The 21628-nt window shown below is 41.0% G+C and carries 22 protein-coding genes and 2 tRNA genes; 6 read left to right on the forward strand and 18 right to left on the reverse strand.

Features of this window, described 5'->3' with window-relative positions; all coding sequences use genetic code 11:
* Positions 1-6 precede the first annotated feature (6 nt).
* A complete protein-coding gene (locus tag QHT84_RS02600) occupies positions 7-948 on the reverse strand; it encodes a ribose-phosphate pyrophosphokinase (RefSeq protein ID WP_283237980.1) in 942 nt (313 codons plus the stop codon).
* Between the two features lie 227 nt (positions 949-1175).
* Here QHT84_RS02600 and QHT84_RS02605 point away from each other — a divergent pair.
* A tRNA-Leu gene (locus QHT84_RS02605) sits at positions 1176-1255 on the forward strand.
* Between the two features lie 65 nt (positions 1256-1320).
* Positions 1321-1920: a hypothetical protein gene (locus tag QHT84_RS02610; RefSeq protein ID WP_283237981.1), complete on the forward strand. Its 600-nt coding sequence runs from the start codon at positions 1321-1323 to the stop codon at positions 1918-1920.
* 11 nt (positions 1921-1931) lie between these two features.
* On the opposite strand, the gene mgtE is transcribed toward QHT84_RS02610, so the two are convergent.
* From mgtE to serS, 6 genes are all read right to left on the reverse strand, one after another.
* Positions 1932-3284: a magnesium transporter gene (gene mgtE / locus QHT84_RS02615; protein WP_283237982.1), complete on the reverse strand. Its 1353-nt coding sequence runs from the start codon at positions 3282-3284 to the stop codon at positions 1932-1934.
* Positions 3274-4053, reverse strand: coding sequence for a 16S rRNA (adenine(1518)-N(6)/adenine(1519)-N(6))-dimethyltransferase RsmA (gene rsmA, locus QHT84_RS02620; RefSeq protein WP_283237983.1), 780 nt, complete (start codon positions 4051-4053; stop codon positions 3274-3276). The genes mgtE and rsmA overlap by 11 nt, the downstream gene beginning before the upstream one ends.
* A 43-nt stretch (positions 4054-4096) precedes the next feature.
* The gene (locus QHT84_RS02625; protein ID WP_321169570.1) at positions 4097-4336 is read right to left on the reverse strand and encodes a GIY-YIG nuclease family protein; all 240 of its coding nucleotides are present in this window, start codon (positions 4334-4336) and stop codon (positions 4097-4099) included.
* Positions 4337-4456: 120 nt separating this feature from the next.
* Positions 4457-4768, reverse strand: a complete 312-nt coding sequence (locus QHT84_RS02630) for a DUF4286 family protein (RefSeq protein ID WP_283237984.1) — start codon at positions 4766-4768, stop codon at positions 4457-4459.
* Positions 4769-4804: 36 nt separating this feature from the next.
* Positions 4805-6583 (reverse strand): tetratricopeptide repeat protein, encoded by a 1779-nt coding sequence (locus QHT84_RS02635; RefSeq protein ID WP_283237985.1) that lies wholly within the window; start codon positions 6581-6583, stop codon positions 4805-4807.
* Between the two features lie 81 nt (positions 6584-6664).
* Entirely contained in the window at positions 6665-7936 is a 1272-nt protein-coding gene (gene serS, locus QHT84_RS02640) for a serine--tRNA ligase (RefSeq protein ID WP_283237986.1), read from the reverse strand.
* Between the two features lie 175 nt (positions 7937-8111).
* Here serS and QHT84_RS02645 point away from each other — a divergent pair, with 175 nt between their 5' ends.
* The 4 genes from QHT84_RS02645 (at position 8112) to QHT84_RS02660 (ending at position 12932) form a co-directional block, all read left to right on the forward strand.
* Positions 8112-10028: a M1 family aminopeptidase gene (locus tag QHT84_RS02645; RefSeq protein WP_283237987.1), complete on the forward strand. Its 1917-nt coding sequence runs from the start codon at positions 8112-8114 to the stop codon at positions 10026-10028.
* Positions 10029-10103: 75 nt separating this feature from the next.
* Positions 10104-11429 (forward strand): RIP metalloprotease RseP, encoded by a 1326-nt coding sequence (gene rseP / locus QHT84_RS02650; protein WP_283237988.1) that lies wholly within the window; start codon positions 10104-10106, stop codon positions 11427-11429.
* A 72-nt stretch (positions 11430-11501) separates the two neighbouring features.
* Positions 11502-11575 (forward strand) — tRNA-Asn (locus QHT84_RS02655).
* A gap of 106 nt (positions 11576-11681) precedes the next feature.
* On the forward strand, positions 11682-12932 hold the full coding sequence (locus tag QHT84_RS02660) for a tyrosine-type recombinase/integrase (protein WP_283237989.1): 1251 nt from the start codon (positions 11682-11684) through the stop codon (positions 12930-12932).
* A gap of 73 nt (positions 12933-13005) precedes the next feature.
* On the opposite strand, the gene QHT84_RS02665 is transcribed toward QHT84_RS02660, so the two are convergent.
* Genes QHT84_RS02665 through QHT84_RS02715 form a run of 11 tightly spaced genes read right to left on the reverse strand, consistent with a single transcriptional unit; the run spans position 13006 to position 21615 of the window.
* A complete protein-coding gene (locus tag QHT84_RS02665) occupies positions 13006-13656 on the reverse strand; it encodes a hypothetical protein (protein WP_283237990.1) in 651 nt (216 codons plus the stop codon).
* A 16-nt stretch (positions 13657-13672) separates the two neighbouring features.
* Positions 13673-14191 (reverse strand): TIGR02594 family protein, encoded by a 519-nt coding sequence (locus QHT84_RS02670; protein ID WP_283237991.1) that lies wholly within the window; start codon positions 14189-14191, stop codon positions 13673-13675.
* Complete coding sequence (locus QHT84_RS02675) at positions 14188-14502, reverse strand: hypothetical protein (RefSeq protein WP_283237992.1); 315 nt, start codon at positions 14500-14502, stop codon at positions 14188-14190. The genes QHT84_RS02670 and QHT84_RS02675 overlap by 4 nt, the downstream gene beginning before the upstream one ends.
* 53 nt (positions 14503-14555) lie before the next feature.
* On the reverse strand, positions 14556-14795 hold the full coding sequence (locus QHT84_RS02680; protein WP_283237993.1) for a hypothetical protein: 240 nt from the start codon (positions 14793-14795) through the stop codon (positions 14556-14558).
* Positions 14796-14821: 26 nt separating this feature from the next.
* Positions 14822-16411: an autotransporter outer membrane beta-barrel domain-containing protein gene (locus QHT84_RS02685; protein ID WP_283237994.1), complete on the reverse strand. Its 1590-nt coding sequence runs from the start codon at positions 16409-16411 to the stop codon at positions 14822-14824.
* Positions 16412-16415: 4 nt separating this feature from the next.
* Entirely contained in the window at positions 16416-17201 is a 786-nt protein-coding gene (locus QHT84_RS02690; protein WP_283237995.1) for a hypothetical protein, read from the reverse strand.
* A 1-nt stretch (position 17202) separates the two neighbouring features.
* Positions 17203-17724 (reverse strand): DUF6712 family protein, encoded by a 522-nt coding sequence (locus QHT84_RS02695; RefSeq protein ID WP_283237996.1) that lies wholly within the window; start codon positions 17722-17724, stop codon positions 17203-17205.
* The gene (locus QHT84_RS02700) at positions 17702-19132 is read right to left on the reverse strand and encodes a hypothetical protein (RefSeq protein WP_283237997.1); all 1431 of its coding nucleotides are present in this window, start codon (positions 19130-19132) and stop codon (positions 17702-17704) included. Before QHT84_RS02700 ends, QHT84_RS02695 begins: the two co-directional genes overlap by 23 nt.
* A 6-nt stretch (positions 19133-19138) precedes the next feature.
* Positions 19139-19945, reverse strand: coding sequence for a hypothetical protein (locus QHT84_RS02705; RefSeq protein ID WP_283237998.1), 807 nt, complete (start codon positions 19943-19945; stop codon positions 19139-19141).
* Complete coding sequence (locus tag QHT84_RS02710) at positions 19917-20504, reverse strand: hypothetical protein (RefSeq protein ID WP_283237999.1); 588 nt, start codon at positions 20502-20504, stop codon at positions 19917-19919. The genes QHT84_RS02705 and QHT84_RS02710 overlap by 29 nt, the downstream gene beginning before the upstream one ends.
* A gap of 52 nt (positions 20505-20556) precedes the next feature.
* Positions 20557-21615: a hypothetical protein gene (locus QHT84_RS02715; protein WP_283238000.1), complete on the reverse strand. Its 1059-nt coding sequence runs from the start codon at positions 21613-21615 to the stop codon at positions 20557-20559.
* Positions 21616-21628 lie beyond the last annotated feature (13 nt).

Raw genomic sequence — 21628 nt, forward strand, 5'->3', positions numbered from 1 at the left:
TGACTGCTACATCAAAAACTTCCCACTGATGGAGTTGTTGTGTTGCACCATGTGCATGACTTCGGCAAAGAGCGGTGCACAACTCACCACTTTTATCTTGCTCGACTCGCGTTTCAGCGGAATCGAATCGGTCACTATCAGTTCGCTCAACTTTGATTTTTCAAGCTTTTCATAGGCATCTCCCGATAAAATAGGGTGCGTACAAATGGCTCTTACGCTCAAGGCGCCTTTTTCAATCATCAAATCGGCGGCTTTGGCTAAGGTGCCTCCGGTATCGACCATGTCGTCTACCAAAATCACGTTGCGGCCTTTGACTTCCCCAATCAGCTCCATCGTATCAATCACATTGGCGGCTTTGCGTTGCTTGTAACAAATGACCACATCGGATTCTAAAAATTTAGAATACGCATACGCTCTTTTCGAACCGCCCATATCGGGTGACGCAATCGTTAGGTTGTCTAACTGCAAACTTTTTACATACGGTAAAAAGATTGTTGACGCAAACAAGTGGTCTACCGGTTTTTCAAAGAAGCCCTGAATCTGATCGGCGTGTAAATCCATCGTCATGATTCGGGTGGCACCGGCGGTCTCCAATAATTTGGCCACTAATTTAGCGCCTATCGGTACACGCGGTTTGTCTTTGCGGTCCTGACGTGCCCAGCCAAAGTACGGAATTACCGGAGTAATGTGTCGTGCCGAGGCTCTTTTGGCGGCGTCAATCATCAGCAACAGTTCCATCAAATTGTCGGCACTCGGAAAGGTCGAACAAACGATGAACACGCGCAATCCTCTTATCGATTCTTCAAACGAAGGCTGAAACTCACCATCACTATATTTTGAGAACGTAACTTTGCCAAGCGGAACACCGTAATGACGGGCTATCTGTTCGGCTAAATAGACGCTTTGCGAACACGCAAATATCTTTGCTTCTGGTTCAATGTGCGACATTGTCTTGTGTTGTTTTTATTCCGTTTTGTTTTTAAGGGCAGACTTTCGAAGGTTTCAAAAATCGACGCTGTAAACAGCTCGGATGTAGTTAGTTAGTTGTGTGTGGCGTAAACGCGGTGCAAATTTAGAAATTAAATCCGAGTCTGAAAGCATTTTTTTGTCTATTTTTTTGACGATATGACAAAAAATTATTTACATTTGCACCCACAAAACACCAAAAGTCTCTGGCCCGGATGGCGGAATTGGTAGACGCGCACGACTCAAACTCGTGTTCTTAGGAGTGTGGGTTCGATTCCCACTCCGGGTACAAAAGGAAAAACCTCTCAGTAATGGGAGGTTTTTTTGTTACTTTAGTATCTAAATCAAATTTCTATGAAAAAACTATTTGCCCTTCTTTTATTGCTAAAACTAACTTACAACAATGCTCAATCTAAAGGATTCAATGCTAACGAAGATCAATTCCTCACAAAGTTAGATTCCGTATCCAATGGAATCGTTGAACCAGGCTATGCCATCTATATTAACGATTATAAAGTTACTGAAGAAGACAAAGAATGGCTAGCATTAGCTGGGAAAGGAGATTTTATCTCAATCAAAGTCCTTAGTAAAAAAGAAGCCATGGCAAAATTTGGCGCTGATGGGGAAAAAGGAGCAGTGCTTTTGACGCCATTTACAGATGAATTGCTCGATATGAAATACTATAACGGAATTACCAATATGTTTGTTTTAGGTAAAATGGTTGATATGATGGCAGCGAAACAGATTGGGGCTAATCCTGTTTTTGTGGTCGATGGGAAACCATTGCGAGGTGATAGCATTGTAACAATAGTTAATGCTCTTAAAGAAGAAGAAATAAGTCGTTTGACAGTGCTGAAAAAGAAAGCTGCATTTTCTATTTATGGGATAAGAGCATTGCCAGGCGTTATTCTTATCTTCACAAAAGAGTATGAAGAAAAACATCAAAAAAAATAACACCTTTTCTTTTAAAACCCTAAAATCAATTTGGCAATCGAGAAGTAAATCAAAATTCCGCAGATGTCGTTGCTGGTCGTAATAAACGGACCGGTGGCCAAAGCCGGGTCAATCTTAAATCGGTGGAGTAAAAGCGGAATAAATGTCCCGATAAGTGAGGCAATAATGATTACCGAAATTAACGCAATGGTCACAATTTCGCCAATAATAATTTCTACATTCAGTAAGAAGTGGCTTCCCACAAACAAGATGGCTGCCAAGATGATGCCGTTGAGTAAACTCAGTGAGACCTCTTTAACCAAACGGTTCCACAACGAGCCGCTGATGGACTGGTTGGCCAACCCCTGTACGATAATCGCCGACGATTGTACCCCTACGTTTCCGGCCATGGCCGCAATGAGCGGCGTAAAGAAAAACAGGTTGCCGTGATTGGCCATGGCACCTTCGAACAACCCTAAAACCCTAACGCTGATAAAACCGCCGCACAGTGCCAATACTAACCATGGCAAACGCGCCCGCGTTAAGTCGAGGATGCTGTCATCGGCTTCTACGTCTTGCGAGATACCGGCCGCCAATTGGTAATCTTTGTCGGCTTCTTCTTTAATCACATCTACGATATCGTCAATGGTGATACGACCCATGAGACGGCCCATTTCATCGACTACCGGAATGGCTTCCAAGTCGTATTTTTGCATGATACGCGCCACATCGACACTCGGGGTATTGACTTTTACCGAATCTACTTTAGGGATATATACTTTGCTAATTGGGGTTTTGGTGGACGTGGTTAACAAATCTTTTAACGACAAACGACCTTTGAGACGGTTTTCGTCATCCACGACATAAATTGAATGAACCCGGGTCACGTTTTCGGCTTGGATGCGCATTTCTTTGACACACGTAAGCACGTTCCAGTTTTCGTTGACTTTCACCAACTCTTTTCCCATCAACCCCCCGGCGGTATCTTCGTCGTAGCGCAACAAATCGACAATGTCCTTGGCATGCTCCACGTCTTCGAGCTCCGAGATTACTTCTTCTTTCTTGCTTTCGGGTAATTCGGCTATAATGTCGGCCGCATCATCCGTATCCAACTCATCGAGCTCTTCCGCAATTTCTTTGGGAGATAAACCGCGCAATATTTTTTCACGCACATCTTCCTCCAATTCCATAAGGATTTCGGCGGTTTTTTCGCTGTCGAGGATTTTAAAAATATACGTGGCTTCGGCAATTTCTAATTCATCAAAAATCTCCGCAATATCGGCATGGTGCAAGTCGTTCAACAAGACTTCCAATTCCCGGTCGTTCTTGTCGTGAATGAGTTGCTCGATTTGCGCTAAGAGTTCTTTGCTGATTTTAAACTGCATGGGCTTCTAATTTTTGAGTCAGTTCGATGAACTGTTCCACAGTTAATTGCTCCGGACGGAGGTCAAAGATACTATCTTCTTTTAAATTATCAGTCAAATTAAAGGATTTTAAGCTATTGCGAAGTGTTTTTCGACGTTGCTGAAACGCTGTTTTGACCACGTTGAAAAACAGTTTTTCGGAACAAGGCAAATGGAAATTTTCTTTACGCCGTAGTCGCAAAACACCCGATTTGACTTTGGGCGGCGGATTGAATACATGTTCATGAACCGTAAACAAATACTCTGCGTCGTAAAACGCTTGTACCAAAACCGATAAAATGCCGTAGGTTTTGCTTCCTTTTTTTTCGCAAATGCGCTCGGCGACTTCTTTTTGAAACATCCCCGAAAATTCGGGTACTTGCTCGCGCAAATCCAAACAGCGAAAGACAATTTGGGACGAAATGTTATACGGGAAGTTCCCGATAATGGCAAAAGGTTGGCCTTCGAACACTTCGTTGATGTTGTATTTTAAAAAATCCTTAGAGATGATTTTGCCGTGTAATTTCGGGTAATGCGCATTTAAATAATCCACCGATTCGGCATCAATCTCAATCACATAGGTTGTGATGGGTTTTTCCAACAGGTACTTGGTTAACACACCCATACCGGGTCCGATTTCCAGCACCTTATTGTAGCCTTGAAACCCTAGAGTATCCGCTATATTTTTGGCAATATTTTCATCGGTTAAAAAATGCTGCCCGAGGTGTTTTTTGGCTTTTACTTGATTCATTTTTTTCTGCATTTGTCATTCCCGCGCAGGCGGGAATCCATTTTTAATTATTCCAATCTTCCGAAAGGTCTTTCCAGTCTTTATTTTCTTCTTCAATCAAGTTTATTTTCCATTGGCGATTCCATTTTTTGAGTTGTTTTTCTCTGTCAATAGCATCGTTTATATACTGGAATGTTTCATAATAAACCAACAAATTTACGTCATACTTGGCTGTAAAACGGTTTGGGTTTAGCTTGTTTTTGTGTTCTTCAACACGTCTTTCAATATTATTTGTTACGCCAATAAATAGTGTGCCATTTTTTTTTGCGGGCTAAAATATAGGTGAAGTATTGGCGGAAATATTGCATATTCTATAGTCTCTTTGTTTGTGAATTCCCGCCTGCGTTGGAATGACAAAAGTGCTCTAATGGTCACTTATCAATTCCAATTCCGTACGAAACGCCAGCATTTTATCGCCAAACAAACGGAGTCCTTCTTCACGGAGTCTTGGTGCGTCTTCGTCGTAATAGCGTTGTAAAGTCTCTTTACTGTCGGTGGTGTACTGAATGGAATAGGTAGTGCCACCCATTTCTTCTTCGACCAACACTTTCACCATACGTGCCGACGAAAATTTACCGGTGGCCAACACGTCGTTGATGTGTTTTTCCTGCATCCATTGCATCCATTGGTCGTGTACGCTTTCGTGTATGTTGATGGTAACGTTGTATAAAATCATTTGAATTTGAAAATTTGAAGATTTGAAAGTTTAAAATTAAAGGTTGGTATCACCTCTTAATTTTCGGTATTTGTTTCGCGCATCGACAAAGAAAATACTGTCTTCGTGTTTAAAGATAATTTCTTCGTACAACGGTTTGGCTTTTTCCGCGTCATTGAGGTTCAGGTTGTAAATTTCGGCCGAATAATATAAGGCTTCATCCACATAAATACTCTCTTTTTGCGTGGTGATGATGGTATTGTAAAACGCCAAAGCATTGGTGTAATCGCCCATCTTTTCATAGGTTTTGCCAATGCGAAGCAGCGTAACCGGTTCGATGGTTTCGCCTTTGTGTTCTTTGAGAATGAGTTGAAACTGTTCCAAAGCCGGTTTTTTCTTGTTTTGATACAATAAGAAATCGGCTCGGGCGAATTTTTTCAACGCCACCTGCGTGGAATCTTCCACGGTATTGTCGCTAATCAGTAAAAATAAATCGAGCGCATCGTTGGCAATCAATTGGGTAGAAGCCGATTTGAGTACTTTTAACTGGTGCGAAGCCCATTCGAAATCTCCTTTGAAATAGCTGGTTTTGGCTGTTTTGAGTTGGGCTTCCTGACCGACGATATCGCCGCCCATGTCTTCGCCCACCTGAGAATAGTAAATCAAAGCCTGATTGAATTTTTCTTCCAACAAAAGAATATCGGCCATTTGCATTTTCAAGTCGGCTATTTGATAGCGGTTCACCGGCATTTCCATCGCGTTTTTCAGGATTACTTTAGCCTTTTCGGGATTGTTAAGATGAAAAGCCGTGAAGTTGGCTTGCAGTTCCAGCAAAGATAAGGTGTACGGACTCACACCAAATTCGGTGATAAGCTTGTCTAATTCTTGAGTGATGGCTACATAATCTTTATCGGTAGCATGATTGATTTTCATTTCAATCAGATACGAATGCGCCTGAATGCGCAATTCCAAATCGTTGGTATTGTCTAACACAAACGTCAAAATTTCCTGAGCAGAATCTTGGTCGTTATCGTTAATGGCCATTTGGCCTAAGTTGACGATGTTGGAGAACGATTCGGGATTGCGTTTGTAAATGGCTTTTTGTTGGATAAATGCTTTGCCGTATTCTTTGAGTTGCACAAAGTACCAGCTCAAAAAGTCGTTCCAAAAAAGGTCTTGTGTTTTTTGAGCGCGAACCAACAAGGCTTTTTTGAGCGCTTCATTAAAGTTGGCATCGCCGTCTTCGGTCATAAAGCGCGACAGTTGGTTTTGAATCATCGGCAGGTTTTGCGGATTCCGGTAGGATTCCTCCAAAAAGGTTTCAATCATCAAATCGGTTTCGCCTTTTTGGCCGTACAGCATGGCCATTTGAAAGTTGAAACTCATCCTCGGGTCGGTTTCAATGGCGGTTTTGTAGGCCAACAGTGCATAATCAAACAGTGCTTTTCTCTCAAAAGAATAGGCCAAACCATAGGCTTCGTTGGCGTTTTTTTTAATTTTATCGATAGCCTGATTGTAGTACTTGACGGCTTTTTCCTGATTTTTCTGTAACTGAAAGTTGTATCCCAATTCGATTAACAAATTGCTTTGCTTGAAACGATTCAGACGCTCTTCTATGGCTTTTTCGGCTTTGTCAAATTGTTGCAACTGTTGGTAACATTCGATGACCTTTTGGAAATAGTTGGCATTCCCCACCTGATTTTTGAGTAATTCTTCATAGCTCAACAAGGCTTTTTCAAATTCGCCCCGGTCGAAATAATTGTTGGCCAATTGTTCACTTTGCGCATAACTGCACAGCGAAAACAACAGGCTGCAAAAGAAGAAAATTTTTTTCATGCAAACGGGTAAACGAACAATGTACTAAAGTAACACTTTTTGTGTTCGTTTAGTACATTGTTTGCTAAAGATTAACGTAAATTAGGTAATGATATCAAATCCGGTATACGGTCGCAACACCTCCGGGATTACAATGCCTTCCGGCGTTTGGTAATTTTCGATGATCCCGGCTAAAACACGTGGTAAGGCCAAAGAACTTCCGTTTAGCGTATGGGCCAATTGGGTTTTACCGTCTTTTCCTTTGAAACGCAATTTTAGGCGATTGGCTTGATAGGTTTCAAAATTAGAAACCGATGAAATTTCGAGCCAACGATCTTGTGCTGTCGAGAACACTTCAAAATCGTAGGTCATCGCTGAGGCAAAGCCCATATCGCCACCGCACAAACGCAAAATGCGGTACGGTAATTTTAATTCTCTCAGAATGGTTTTTACGTGCTCTACCATTCCTTCCAAGGCTTCATATGAATGGTCGGGATGTTCGATACGCACGATTTCGACCTTGTCAAACTGGTGCAAACGGTTCAAACCGCGAACGTGTGCGCCCCAAGAACCGGCCTCTCTGCGGAAACACGGCGTGTAGCCTGTGGCCAAAATCGGCAAGTCTTTTTCCTGTAAAATCACATCGCGGTAAATATTGGTCACCGGAACTTCGGCAGTCGGAATTAAGTACAAATCGTCTTTGGCATCATGGTACATCTGACCCTCTTTATCGGGTAATTGTCCCGTTCCGTAAGCCGAAGCTTCATTCACCATATGCGGCACTTGGAATTCCTGATAACCGGCTTCGGTATTCTTATCTAAGAAATACGAAATCAAAGCCCGTTGCAGTTTGGCGCCTTTGCCTTTGTAAACCGGGAAACCGGGTGCTGTAATTTTGGTACCCAATTCAAAATCGATGATGTCGTATTTTTTAATCAAATCCCAATGCGGCAAAGCGCCTTCGTGCAGGGTCGGGATATCGCCTTCCTGAAATACATTCAGGTTGTCGTCAGCCGATTTTCCGTGCGGGACTAAATCGGCCGGCGTATTCGGCAACAAATACATTTTTTGGGTTAAATCGTGCGTAAAAAGCTCCAGTTTTTCAGAAAGTTCTTTGCTGGTCTCTTTGAGCTGAACGGTTTTTTGTTTTAAAATTTCGGCTTTGGCTTTTTCTCCGTTTTTCATCATTTCGCCAATCGATGCCGATAGTTTGTTAGCTTCCGCCAACGTGTTATCGAGAGCCACTTGCGTGCTTCTTCGATTTTCGTCTAAAAGGATTACGTCTTCCACAATAGTGGTAGCGTCAAAATTTCTTTTGGCTAAAGCGGCAATCACTTTTTCTTTATGTTCTCTGATGTAACTGATTTGTAACATGGCATTTTCTTTAGTACGCCCGCAAATTTAGTGAAATGTTTGAGATAACCTTTCCGATGCCTAAAAACTTGTTTCCTAAGACAATGACGAGCGTTGTACAATCCTTAAATTTATCCTTAATTTGAATTATGCATATGTTTTATTGCTATATTCGCAAAAAAAACATGTCAGCACTATGAAAAAGCAATACTTATTACTGCTTTACCTTACATTTTCTATTGCTTTTGCCCAAAACAGGGTATCACAAATTAATAGAATTGCCGAATCTGAAATGAAAGCGGCCTCGCAGTTGATGGCTTTTCAAGTCAACCCGAATACGGCTAATTACGATGTTACCTACCACAAACTCGAATTTACAGTAAACCCGAGTGTCTATGCCATCACCGGAAAGGTAACTACCACGTTCACAGCGTTGAGCAACATGACCACCGTTACTTTTGATTTGACCAATCAGCTCAATGTGAGTTCCGTAAAACAAGGCACTACTAATTTAACGTACGTGCAAAACACCAATAATGAATTGGTGATTACTTTGCCAAGCACGCTAACCACCGGAAATTCGGCTACGGTAGAAATCAATTACTCCGGTGCTCCGGCTTCGGGAGAACAGGCTTTTACGCGAACCACGCACAACGGAACGCCGATTATTTGGACGTTGTCCGAGCCTTTCGGTGCCCGGGATTGGTGGCCGTGCAAGCAAGATTTAAACGATAAAATAGAAAGCATCGATATTTACATCACAGCGCCGTCACAATACGTCAGTGTGGCCAATGGCGTAGAACCGGCTCCGCCTGTGGTTAACGGTTCCAACAAAACCACGCATTTTCACCACGGGTATCCTATTCCGGCCTATTTAGTAGCCATAGCAGTGACCAATTATCAAGTGTACACGCAAACGGCAGGAACGGCACCCAATACGTTCCCGGTAATTAATTATATCTACCCGGAAAATTATACGAATGCTGTTAACGATTTGGCGCAAACACTTCCCATTATGGATTTGTTTGAAAATTTGTTTGAAATCTATCCGTTTCACAACGAAAAATACGGCCATGCGCAATTTGGTTGGGGAGGTGGTATGGAGCATACTACCGTATCATTCATGACTAATTTCAGTCGGGAATTGATTGCTCACGAAATGGCACACCAATGGTTTGGAAATAAAATTACCTGCGGGACCTGGAAAGACATTTGGTTAAATGAAGGTTTTGCCACGTATTTAGCTGCCTTGGTCATTGAAAATATGGACGGATTGGATTCTTTTATCTTTGAAAAAGCCGATATGATTAATTTCATTACGTCACAACCCAATGGAAATGTTTACTTGACGGATGCGCAAGCCACTAATGTGAATCGCATTTTCAGCAGCCGATTGAGTTATAACAAAGGGGCTATGGTATTGGAAATGTTGCGTTTTAAACTGGGAGACACCGCTTTTTTCCAAGGGATGAGAAATTATTTGGCCGATCCGAATTTAGCCTTTAAATATGCCGTAACCAACGATTTTAAATCGCATATGGAAGCCGTATACGGTCAAAGTTTAACGGAGTTTTTTAACGATTGGATTTACAATCAGGGTTATCCAACGTATACTATCACTGCTCAAAACTGGGGAACCGGTCAGGCCAAGTTTGTCATCAACCAAACCCAATCGGATCCGTCCGTCAGTTTTTTCGAAATGCCGGTTCCGGTGCGAATTTATGGGTTTAACGGCGAGCAAGCCGACTTGGTATTGAACAATACCGTTAACGGGCAAACTATCATTACTGCGGTGCCTTTTCCAATTGTGAATGTGGAGTTTGATCCGGAGCGACACATCATTTCGGCCAATTCCACCATTAGCTTGGGCACTGAAGTATTCGATATGGAAAACGCCATTGCGGTGTACCCAAATCCAACCAATGATGTTATTCATATTCAATTGCCGGACAATATCGGTGTTACCCGTATTTCGGTGTATAACAGTTTAGGACAAAAAGTATTGGAGAGCCACACTACTGATTTTTCGGTAAGTACACTGTCTGACGGGGTTCATTTTATCGACATCCAAACGCAAGAAGGGACGTATCATAAAAAATTCATAAAAAAATAATCTTCCACCAATATTATATGCAGGAGTAAGGTGAAAACCTTACTTTTGTGCGTTTATAAAATACAATTCTCAATAATGATACAAGTAGCACAAATACTTTTTATACTTTCTGTTTTAGTCATTCTTCACGAGTTCGGGCACTATATTACGGCCCGAATGTTTAAAGTGAGAGTGGAAAAATTTTATTTATTTATCGATGCCGGATTTTCGATTATCAAGAAGAAAATAGGAGAAACGGTTTGGGGCATCGGATGGTTGCCTTTGGGGGGTTATGTAAAACTTTCCGGGATGATTGATGAAAGTATGGATACCGAACAAATGAATCAGGAACCACAGCCTTGGGAGTTTCGTTCCAAACCGGCTTGGCAACGGTTGATTATTATGTTAGGTGGTATCATTGTGAATATCTTATTGGCTTGGTTTATCTACACCACCATGTTTGCTACCGTAGGTCAAAAGTATGTTTCTACCGAAGCGATTCAGAAAAACGGATTGGCTTTCGGTGAGATCGGCAAAAGTGTTGGCTTTCAAAACGGAGATAAAATTGTTTCGGTAGATGGTAAAGTGCAAGATAAATTCAACTGGATGATTATTGATGTGTTGTTGAGCGATACCATTAAAATTGAAAGAAACGGGAACGTTGAAAGCTTGGTGTTGAGCGATGAGCAAAAGGGGAAAATTATCTCTACCGAAGGTAAAGAGTTTGTACAACCCCGTTTAAAACAACCGGTCATCGATTCGGTATTCCCGAAATCGGAAGCCATGAAAGCCGGACTCAAAGTAGGCGATCAGATTGTTGCTATCAACCAAAAACCGTGTGCGTTTTACGACCAGTTTAAGGATGAAGTAAAAGCCAACAAAGGCGACAGCGTTTCGATAACCGTTAAAAGAAATAATGTCGATACGGTTGTTAGAGCGTTGGTGACTAAAGAGGGAATCTTAGGATTTAAAGCCAAATTTTCGGAAAAGACGGATTACATTATCAACAAGCAGCACTCTGTTTTAACAGCTATTCCGGCTGCGGTAAAAGAGTCATGGCAGTTGTTTGTATACAATATCAAGCAATTCAAATTAATCCTGAAGCCTAAAACCGGAGCGTACAAGCAAGTAAAAAGTCCGGTTGGGATTGCGCGTCAGTTACCCGATACGTGGGATTGGGAGTTTATTTGGAATTTTACCGCATTGTTTTCGATTGGATTGGCTTTCATGAATTTGTTGCCAATTCCGGGGCTAGACGGAGGTCATGCCTTGTTCACCACTGCCGAAATGATTACCGGCAAAAAACTCAGTGATAAAGCGGCCGAGTATGTTCAAACTGCCGGCATGATTATTTTGCTGACTTTGATGGCCTTAACTTTCGGGAAAGATATCTATCAATTAATCATGGATAAATTATTTTAAATTTTATTCATTTTTATTTGCAAAAAATAAAATTCGTTCTATCTTTGCAACCGCTTAAAAGATATAACATCTTCCTCCTTAGCTCAGTTGGTTAGAGCATCTGACTGTTAATCAGAGGGTCCTTGGTTCGAGCCCAAGAGGGGGAGCAAAAGCCGGAAGTTACACCACCACAGACTTCCGGCTTTTTTTATAAACCACACTTCAGCATTGTAGCGCAATTATCGTCAATAATAACGTCAATAATTAAGCTACATGAAATCAGAAAGAATCCTTTTGCCAAATGGTTGCTCATGCAGTAAACCATCAGTCTTTCCAAAGAATTGGAAAACATGTGACAAGTCAGCTTTAAAACTGTACTGGCGAATTCAGTACTATTTCTATGACCCAAACTTCCCCAAGCCTACAACTCCTATCGTAGTCAAAGGAATGAACGAGTATAAATCGCTCGCGGACCGCAGAGCAGTAACTCAAATGCTTATTGATGACGAACTCGATGCGCTGGTCAACAAAGGGTACAATCCTTACCTGAAGAAATACACAACTATCGAAGAAGAAAAATCAACTTCAGAACTTAATTCTGATCTGCCAATCATTGATGCTTTCCGCATTGCGTTGGGGAAACTTGAAGGCACTAAGGAACACCTCGACCAAGTTCGGTTTGCTCTGAATAGATTTGAGAAAGGAGCTGCAGAGCTCAATCTTTGTAATGTAAAAATCTATGATTTAAAAAGAAGTCAGTTCCGAATGATCCTTGAGCATCTGAAGTTAACAGATAACTACTTCAACAAGTTCAAATCTTACTTCTCATCGCTATTTAAAATACTAATCGGGTGGGAGTGTTGTGAAGTAAATTTAACTCGCGATATTGAAAAGAAGTCAACGGTAAAAAACATCAGAGAGGTTCTGTCGTTTATGGATGTAGAAAAGATACTCGATGCTTTGAGACATCAGCATCCTGACTTTTACCGTTACGGAAAAATTTTTCTATACTCCGGTGGCCGAAGTCGAGAACTTTTCAATATACAAGCCAAAAATGTTAGAATAGATCTGCAAGAGTATGATGTTTTGATAAAGAAAGGGAAGCAATACGTTTGGGAAACAAAGGTTATAATCAAGAATGCAATACCGTTTTGGAAAGAGATTATGTCAATGGCCAAATCTCCGGATGATTTTCTTTTCTCTGAAGGATTGGTTCCAGGGCCAAATAGTATTAGTTCGCGACAGATTACAATTCGTTGGCGAAAGCATGTCAAGGGAAAGCTTGTTTTCTACAATAATGAGGTTCGTCTGAAGTCAGAACTTGATTTATTTGGACTGAAAGGATATCAGGCTATCACCGCTGACTTTTACAGTATGAAACACTCCTTTTTGGATTTGTTGGATGAGGTTAGCACAGAGACTGCTCAGCAGATGGCAGCACATCGTTCGGATAAAATAACAAAGGTTTACGCTGTAGGGAATCAGAAGCGCAAGAATGAGCGATTAAAAAAACTTTCTGTATAAATGAAAAGGCACACCGGTTAAAGTGTGCCTAATCGCCCCAAATCTACAATAAGAACAGCCAAATTGTATGCTTTTATTTCTTCAACGTAAACAAATGCTTTTGAAACCCAACCAACCAAAAATCCTGCCCGGCTATTTTTTGAAAGCTACCGCTGTATAGATTTTTTTTACCATCCTGAACCGTGAGATTAAGCTTGTAGGTGCCTTGGTTGAGTTCTTTATTCATTCCGAGTTCGCCACCGGCGTACACCGATAAATACGGTTTTTTCTCGGGCACGGTAACCGTGCGCTTTTTGATGGTAAATTGTGGTATTGCGATGCGGTCGACCGGTCCGCGCGATACTCCGGCGATTAATGCTTTCAGCGTATCATTTTCAAACGTATGGGAAAACTCCCGATACTTTGACAGCTCGTAAATTTGCTGCGACATCTTATCGTTGGTGGCCATGGCCAAACTATCGAGGCTTTGGTTTTCCTTTAAAATGCGCTCTATTTCTTCTTGGCTGTAGTTGTATAGGCGTTTTAGCCGATTGATTTCGGCGGTATCTTTTACCGTGTTGGTTACGGTTACCGTGATTGGTTTTTGATTGGTAGGCTTTACCGCTTCAAAAGAACCTTTTACTTCGGGAACGTTTACCGGCTTGGTTGATTTTTCCCCGGTGCATTGGTAGACAATTACCGCCAAAAGCACGGCAATGACGATGTATGGAGTTATTTTTTTCATGATTTTAGATTTTGAATTACGCTTCGTTATCCGAGATTACACCGTTAGCGCCCAATTGAATAACACGAACCGAATCGGGTTGCGATACGCTCCACTTTGTTCTGCGTATTCCTATGCATCGTACTTTTTGAATGCGCACAATAGAAACCTTATCGCCTTGGTTGCCACCAAGCACATGGTAGCACTTAACATCTTCGCCAACATAAATACCAACGTGGCCGCCGGTGCCGCGCGTAAACACTAAAACATCACCAAGCATGGCTGTAGTTTGCGGCGTTCCGTAGTTTAACCAATTTCGCGCCCAAAGCGGATTCACCGGAAAAGCTTTTCCCGCCATGTGACACACGTAAGCCATAAACAAACCACACCACGGAATTTCATCGGCGGTGTATTGTTTTTTCAAGCCTACGGCATCTGCCCAACTTAATATAACCGGGTTGTTGTCTTTTCCCAAAAGCTCGGTAACGCCTAACAATTTATAGGCCTCTACCAATATCTTTGGTGCTTTCTCTTTTTTTAAAAAATTGTAACTCATTGTTGTGGTTTTTCGTTATCGGATTTGTGTAATTGCTTTGTAAATCGGGATAGAATAACTTCAACCGATTTCATACCGGAGTAGCCAAGCAAAAACGCTATTCCGTACAATGCTTTTTCGTTTAAACTTAACCATTCGCCTGTGATTGGTGTAAGATAGTTGGCGGTAAATCCTCCCGATAAAACCGTCAAAAAACGTGTTGTCCAGTTCATGTCTTTTCGTTTGGTTATAAAGGCAATCGCTCCGCTCATTCCGGCAATGAATGATGGCGTTTCGATGCCGAGTTGGTTTAATAATTCTAATAGTTTCATGGGTTGGCGTTTAGAGATAAAACCGCCCCGGTTAAGAGGCGGTTTGTGAATTTTTACTTTTTACTTAAATCATCACGCGCTAAAGGAACGCCTGTGTTTGGAGTTAAAAAGTTTTTAATTAAATAAGCTCCTGTAGCAATAGCAGAAACTTTCAAATTAGCCAAAATAGCTTCCCATGAAGGGAAAACACCGGCTTCAAAACTTTGTAAAAGGAATCCAACTATCAAAGACAGAAGGAACAACAAACAGGCTTTGCCTACGTCAAGCCAGTTTAATGAAAATAGATTACTCATGATATATAGATTTATTGATTACTAGTTTAAAATGTTCTGATTTTGCCTATGTTTAACCCTATCAATGAAGCTGTGTCACCGCTAGAGGCCAACTGAACCGTTACCGTAAACTTCCAAGCATTTGAAGCGGTCAATGAAGTGCTGTTCAATTGTGATGAATCAGTAACATCAGAGTAAGCCGCAATGGTTGCCCGCGAGTGCTCAACAAGATTTCCGGTTAAAAATTGAATCCCACGGCGTTCGGTTGATGTTCTTTCACTTCCGGCCGCCATTACCCCCCATGTAGCGATAAGGGCATCCGAAGTAGTGCCAGTAGTTCCAAACCTAACCCTATACGTTGCAGTACCTCCAGTCCCCGTTTTTTTACCAACGCCCAAAAAAGTGAGAATGTCTCCGGCCGTATACTCACCTGCTGAAATATCAACCGACAATAAAACAGTTTCCGTTATTGTTCCTGTGTGAGAGCCTAAAACTTGATTTGACTTTGCATATACAAACTGTTCTGTTTTCGCTAAAGCTGAACTTATAGCATTTAACTGCGTTTGCACATTTGAAGTAACCGAATTGATATACTGAAACTCGGTAGTGCTTACGCTGCCATCGCCAATTTTCGACGCATCTATACCGCTCGGCATATCGGATGCCGATAAGTCGGCACCGGCCGTTACCAAGCCTTTACTGTCGTACGTAATTTTGGTTTTTGTAGCGCCGGTTATAGCCGAGTTGGCCACCGTGTAATTATTGGTATCGTATGAAATAGTGCCCGAAGTTGATTTGACAAAACCGGTACCACTAAGCGCGTCCTGCTTACCGTTCCATGTGCTTTTTTCGGTTGATGATACCCACTTACGCCCCGAGGTTTCGGCGATATTATCGGCATCTAAAACCACGGTGCCGGTTTGTGCGTTTACCGAGGTTACCGGAGCTGTTACACTAAGTGAAATATTACCGCTTGTATCAGCATAGTTTCCATTAACTGATATAGGAATTGTTCGAGTCTCATTGTTCGCTGAAAATACAGGTGCTTCTAAAGAAGTATTTTCAAATGCCACATTTGATGCCTTGAAGGATACAGAGTTTGTGTATTTATATAGTTTCAATTCGGGATCTCCACTTGTTCCAAAGCCTAAAAAGTATCCCGAATCGGTTGAATTTTTATATCCAAGCAATCCGTTCGAATCAATAGCGTGCGAAAATGTACCAGACTTTGAATAAGAAAATCCTGAATCGGGACCGAAAGTAGCAAACAATGAATTTGATGGGTTAACTACCGTAATACCATAATCGGTATATGAACCATTATAAGTACTTGAGGCTATTGAAATACCATTGTACTGAAGGTTTGCATAATTCGATGGATTCAATTTAACTTTTATAGTATTTGTGGTCTCTGCATTTACATCTGTCGTTTCCTGAAGACCTTGGGCACTTGGTAATAATGACGACTTCAAAATCCAACCGCAATTGCCGGTAATTGAATCCTGAACCATTACCCTTGTAGCGCTGTTTTTCTTTTGATTCTGTCTGAGTTTAATTTGGTCAAATGGTGTAATGATACCCTGACCCAGCATTAAGGTTGTGATAAAAAATAACAGTATTGAAATTCGTGTTTTCATATTTTTAATTTTCGATGGTTATAATATTTGTTTCTGAAGGGTCAAATTCAACATAATCAACGGTTACAATGTTGTCCTCGACCGTATATTCATTTCTAAAAAGTTTCGTTCGGTTGTGATAAACAGACCTAACAATAGTGCCTAAAGGCACTTCAAATGTTTGCGGACCTTCTTCCCAAACAAACTCCTCATAATAAGGAACTGGTGGTGTTATGAATGCAAAGTCATTCTCGGTAACGTTAATTTGTTGAACGATAATCGCTCCGGCTGCTATTAAATTAAAAGGAGGTACAGCAATATTTCCGGAATCTGTTTCATCGCCACTCAACAATGTCATTTGTGATGAAGCATCAATGATTACTAAATCAATTCTAATTTTTCCAATTGCAGCAAAAGGCACGTTGAAAGTCTCTCCATCTGCATCGGTATAAATATTACCCTGAATTAATGCCGAAGCGCTCGCGATGGTAACATCGTTTTCAACTACCGTTGTGGCTCCGACAGAAAGTAATCGGTCGGCATTGCCAACGAATATTGTTCCCAAAGTATTGCGGCTGTAAATAACCGGCAGCAATGCGCTAATTAAGTTAGCAAGCGAACTATGCACAACTCCGTTTACCGAGTACTGTGTGAAATCCTCAAAATCTGTCAACTGAAGTTTACTATCATACACATTTACAATCCGAACCTTTCCGGTGGCCGGATTTGCAACATGTGATGTGAAGTTTTTAAAGTATGGAATTCCATTCAGTGAAAACTTTTGAGAATCTATATTGACAATTACATTCATCTTATTTTATAACTGTTGTTGAAAATCCGGTTTTTCTTTTCGGAGAGCAATCATTTGAACAATTCCAGCTGTCATAAACATCCATATTCAATTCAATGAACTTTACCACATCGCTCATCAGCTTGTTTGCTTCTTCACGCTTTTTGTAATAAATGTTTCTTCTTTCTTCCAATGGTACCGGTTCTGAGTATGGTGTGGTTTTAGTAACCATTCCGTGTGAAGTGGAAACTATTGGACCGTTTACCACCATTCGCGAATAAGCGAAGTATGAAATGACAGCATCAAATCCGCTAAATTCGTATGTTCGTCCATCAACGGCGTATGTTGCACCATCGATGAGCTTCTTCCATTCAGGCATGTCCTTCTTGGCTAACAAATCAGCATAGAACTGATCACACACCAATTCTTTAAAATCGAACTTCTGAGCCTCATCAATGTACTTGTTGAACTCAGCTTCTTCAATTCCAATAGCTATTTGTAAAAGCGTTGACGCTTTTGCTTTATTGACTAATCGGGTTGCCATCGGGGTTTGGATTTGCGGGTTCTGTAATAGGTTTTGGTTCTCCTAACATTTTCTTGGCTACTTCATTTGAGTAACCGAAAATGTTTTCAAGCATGGCCACACCAGCATCGTAAGAAGTTGTTCCGTTAGCCACTGATGTTTGAATAGCTAAAACAGCACTTACTCCACCAACTGAACCTCTTAAGGTTGCCTGAGCTGTTCGGATTTCTTTTTGTGCTAACTGTTCCTCACTTTCAACAATTGGTTGGCCCGGTGTATTGCCGCCGTTATAGTTAACGGTACCATCATCCAATAAACTGTATTGTTTGATTGTCCAATTTCCTGACGGATTGATATCGCGCTTGTAGCCTCTAAACAATTCTTTGAAGAACATTTCGACTTTCTCTTGATCACGAGCTACAATGGCATTGTAAACGGATTGAGCTTTAATCAAATCTTCTCCTGAAGTATTTCCGAGTTTTCCGGCAACATAATCAATGAGTTGCGGAGGAATATTCTTGAAAGCTTTACGAATGAAGTTTGCTGAAGAACTTTCAAAGTGAGCGTACTTGTCAGCTCTGATATCATTCTTAATGGTATCAAACTTAAAGTTTCCTGACTTTTCTCTTTCATCATCCCAATCATCCTCAATCATCATTTTACATGATGCGTTTTCCAATCCCGAAACCTCTTTCAAGTTTTTTTCAAAATCTGTTTTGTCCTGCTCATTTGGGAATTTGCGATGACGGATGAAAGTCAAATCTTCAAATCCTCTTTTTGATGTACCATTATAGTACAGTCCGAGTTGATGCTCAGTGTCGGCAAATAGATAAGCGGATTCGATAAGCGACATTGGATAGTCGTACTTCTCTGAAAGTTTCAAAAAAGCGATTTGTCCTTTGTAGTTTTCCCAACCTCCGGCAGCCTCTACTTGTGCCTGAATTACTTCGGGTCTTGGATTGTAGGCATCAAAAACATCGACTTCATCTTTCTTCAGACTTTTTCCCCAACCATTTTTGGAAACTAATATTTTTCCGATGTAGTCTTTGCTGTCTTTTTTTCCAAGACGACAAAGGCTGTAAGGAATTATCTTGAAATGGTCTTTCTCATAATTGGCATTATATCCAACTAAAACGAAAACTCCTTGGTGTCTTGACAATGGTTCTCCGGCATCAAATAGTAGATTGTTTGGGGTATATGGAAAAACGCCTTCTGATAGATTAACTTTTGACAGGTCTACTTCAAATCCTCCGCCACAAAGAAATCGCTCATATAGCCATGCGCACTGAAAAGCCGTTGGCGAGCTGTCGATAAGGTTTTCAACAACAATAGGCTTGAGGTTATCCTCGCCATTGAAGATAACCCCAAACTGTTTGTTGAAGATTTGTTTCTTCTCAACTTTGTAACTTTCGATTACTTTAGACTTCATGAGCTACTATTCGAATTTTTTCAACTCTTCATTTAGTTTCTCAATCTCCGTGTTGATTTCAGCAACTTTATCTGTCAGATCATTATCGATTGCGTCTTGCAAATCTTGTTGCAATTTTTCAATATCGAACTCAACTTCTTCGCGAGTTCTGATTTGTGTGTCTGAACCCGGAACTTCATCTTTTACTTCTGATGCTAATGCGATAAGCTCTGCTTTTTGTTCGTCAGAAAGTTTACCAACGAAGTTGCTAACACCTGCAAGAGTAGTAGCTTTGGTTTTTAACTTCATTTTATCCAACAAAGAAATTGCCTGCTCAACAGTTAGTGTTTTATCTCCTAAAACAACTCCTTCTGCTTTCTCTTCATCTTTTACTTCTGATGATTTGTAGGCTTTGATAAGCTCGTCTACATTCTCAGGAAGTTTAGCAAACAAAATTTTACGATTTGAATTTTCGGCCAATAGCTTAACAGCTATTTCATCGGTCAGGTTTGCATTGGAATATGCAATGCTTGTTCCTCTAACCGGAATTGTAGTCCCTTGATTTAAAAGGAAATTTGATTCTGATTTTTTTGTTTCTTTTGACATGATATTATCTCGATTAAGGTTTTTAATTTTTTGTATGTAACCTTGGAATTTACTCGTGCAGTGGTCACAAGTTTTTCCGAAAAGCACAAAATGAAGTTCAAAGAGATATTTCAAATAAGGGACACCGTTATCCTTACCTTTTAAGATGGTTTGATAATCAGCGTCCCATAGTTTTTGTAGCTTTTCCTTTTGTTCAAGACTAAGGCGCTGGTACATAAGTATTGGCATCAATCCAAGCTTGAGTAGCAGCAACACCTCCGGCAAGTAAGAAGGTTTTTAAACGGGTAGCTTCTTCCTCTCCTTCTTTGGTAGCGCAGATGATTGTAGATGTTCCGCTGTTTGCAGAAGAATCATAATCGTCATTGGTGATAAGCATACCGCTTTCAAAACCGGCTACTTTAAAAGTAGTCTCTCCGGAAACTCCGGTATCTACCATTTTCTCGATGGTAAAAACTCGAGCTCCTTCAACTAATTCTTGAATGCGTTGAGCTTCGTTATCTCCAATGTACATCGGGATATACTCATCCGTATGGATGTATCCGTTCCCATAGTCTCCAACCGCTAAAGCGTGCTTTGCTTTATGCGATTTATCGTTGCCGGCTGCTTTGTAAAGCTTGGCATCTTCTTTCAAAACGAGTGTGGTAATTTTGGTATTTCTATTTGCTAAGACAGTGGCCTCTCGGTCAATATCTTCCCAGTTACCATACCATTTTTCATCAACACCTTGTTTTGGTTTGAAACCGCACGCACGTGTAAACTCACCGGCTAATTTTGTATTACAACTCATGATACATAAGTATTAAAAGGGAGCTTTTACACTCCCTTTGATTTAACAATGATTAGATTGCCGCCTTCATAGCGTAAGGGTTCGTCATCTTAAAGTCTAACATGTAGTTAGCTTTAATCCAAAACTTCTCTTCAGAACCTCCGATGTACTCCATACGGATATCTGTTAATGAATTCGTGTCATCAACACCAACTTGCAAATACTCTTTACGAGTAAACAAAGCAAAGTGAGGTAAGTAGATACTCTCAGGATCTCCGGTAACGAAGTCTTTAGCTCTCCAACGGTCATAGTGAACAATTGGTGTGATTGGCTGCCCTGATACTCTCAAATTCTTAAGACCATTTACAACGGTATCAAGGTTTGATTGTAACGGACCTACTCCATCAGTCAAATAGTCCTCATAGTTCAAGTACAATTCGTTTGAAGAAAGCAACAAGTCGCCTGTGAAACCGTAATTTCTTCTTACTACTTTTCTGTACAAGTCTTTTGCGTAGCCGTTAGCCAAATTCAATTGGTCATCCATAGCCCCAGTGTTGGCATCCAAATCAACAAATGCATCAGCAAACTCAGGAAGAGTTTTCAAGTACACTAATGTTGAGATAAGACCTTTATCAATGGTGTTATAGAACGGCGCATAAGTTGCTTCGTCAGTCAAAACGTTCAATGCGGCGATGTCTTTATCGGCCAACAATACGATACGTTGTAAATCCAAAGCCATAGCTTTAGAAACAAGGTCCTGAATGAACAAACCAAGAGCGGTACCGTCAAGATTTTTACGGTCGTAACCGTTGTTCAATCCCCATTGCAAGAAAGATGCTTCGAAGTCTTGGTAACAATACTCGATTTTCACTTCTTGTAAAGTTGGATTCCACTTTTGCTCAAAGGCAGGGAATTCCGGAGAGATTCCATTTCCACCACACCCGGCAGATTTCTTGGTCACATATTCAAAACCTTTCATCGCAGCAACTTGTTGGCCACCTTTGATACCAGGAACGATTGTGAACATCGATTCAGTAGGTTGGTAGAAAGTATCGTTCATCACGATATCTCTCAAATCCGCGATATAGCGGTCATCGCTCGCTAAATCTTTGAAATTTTCTATTAAATTCATAGTCGATGTAGGT

The sequence above is a fragment of the Flavobacterium sedimenticola genome, from assembly GCF_030053345.1.
Lineage (GTDB): Bacteria > Bacteroidota > Bacteroidia > Flavobacteriales > Flavobacteriaceae > Flavobacterium > Flavobacterium sedimenticola.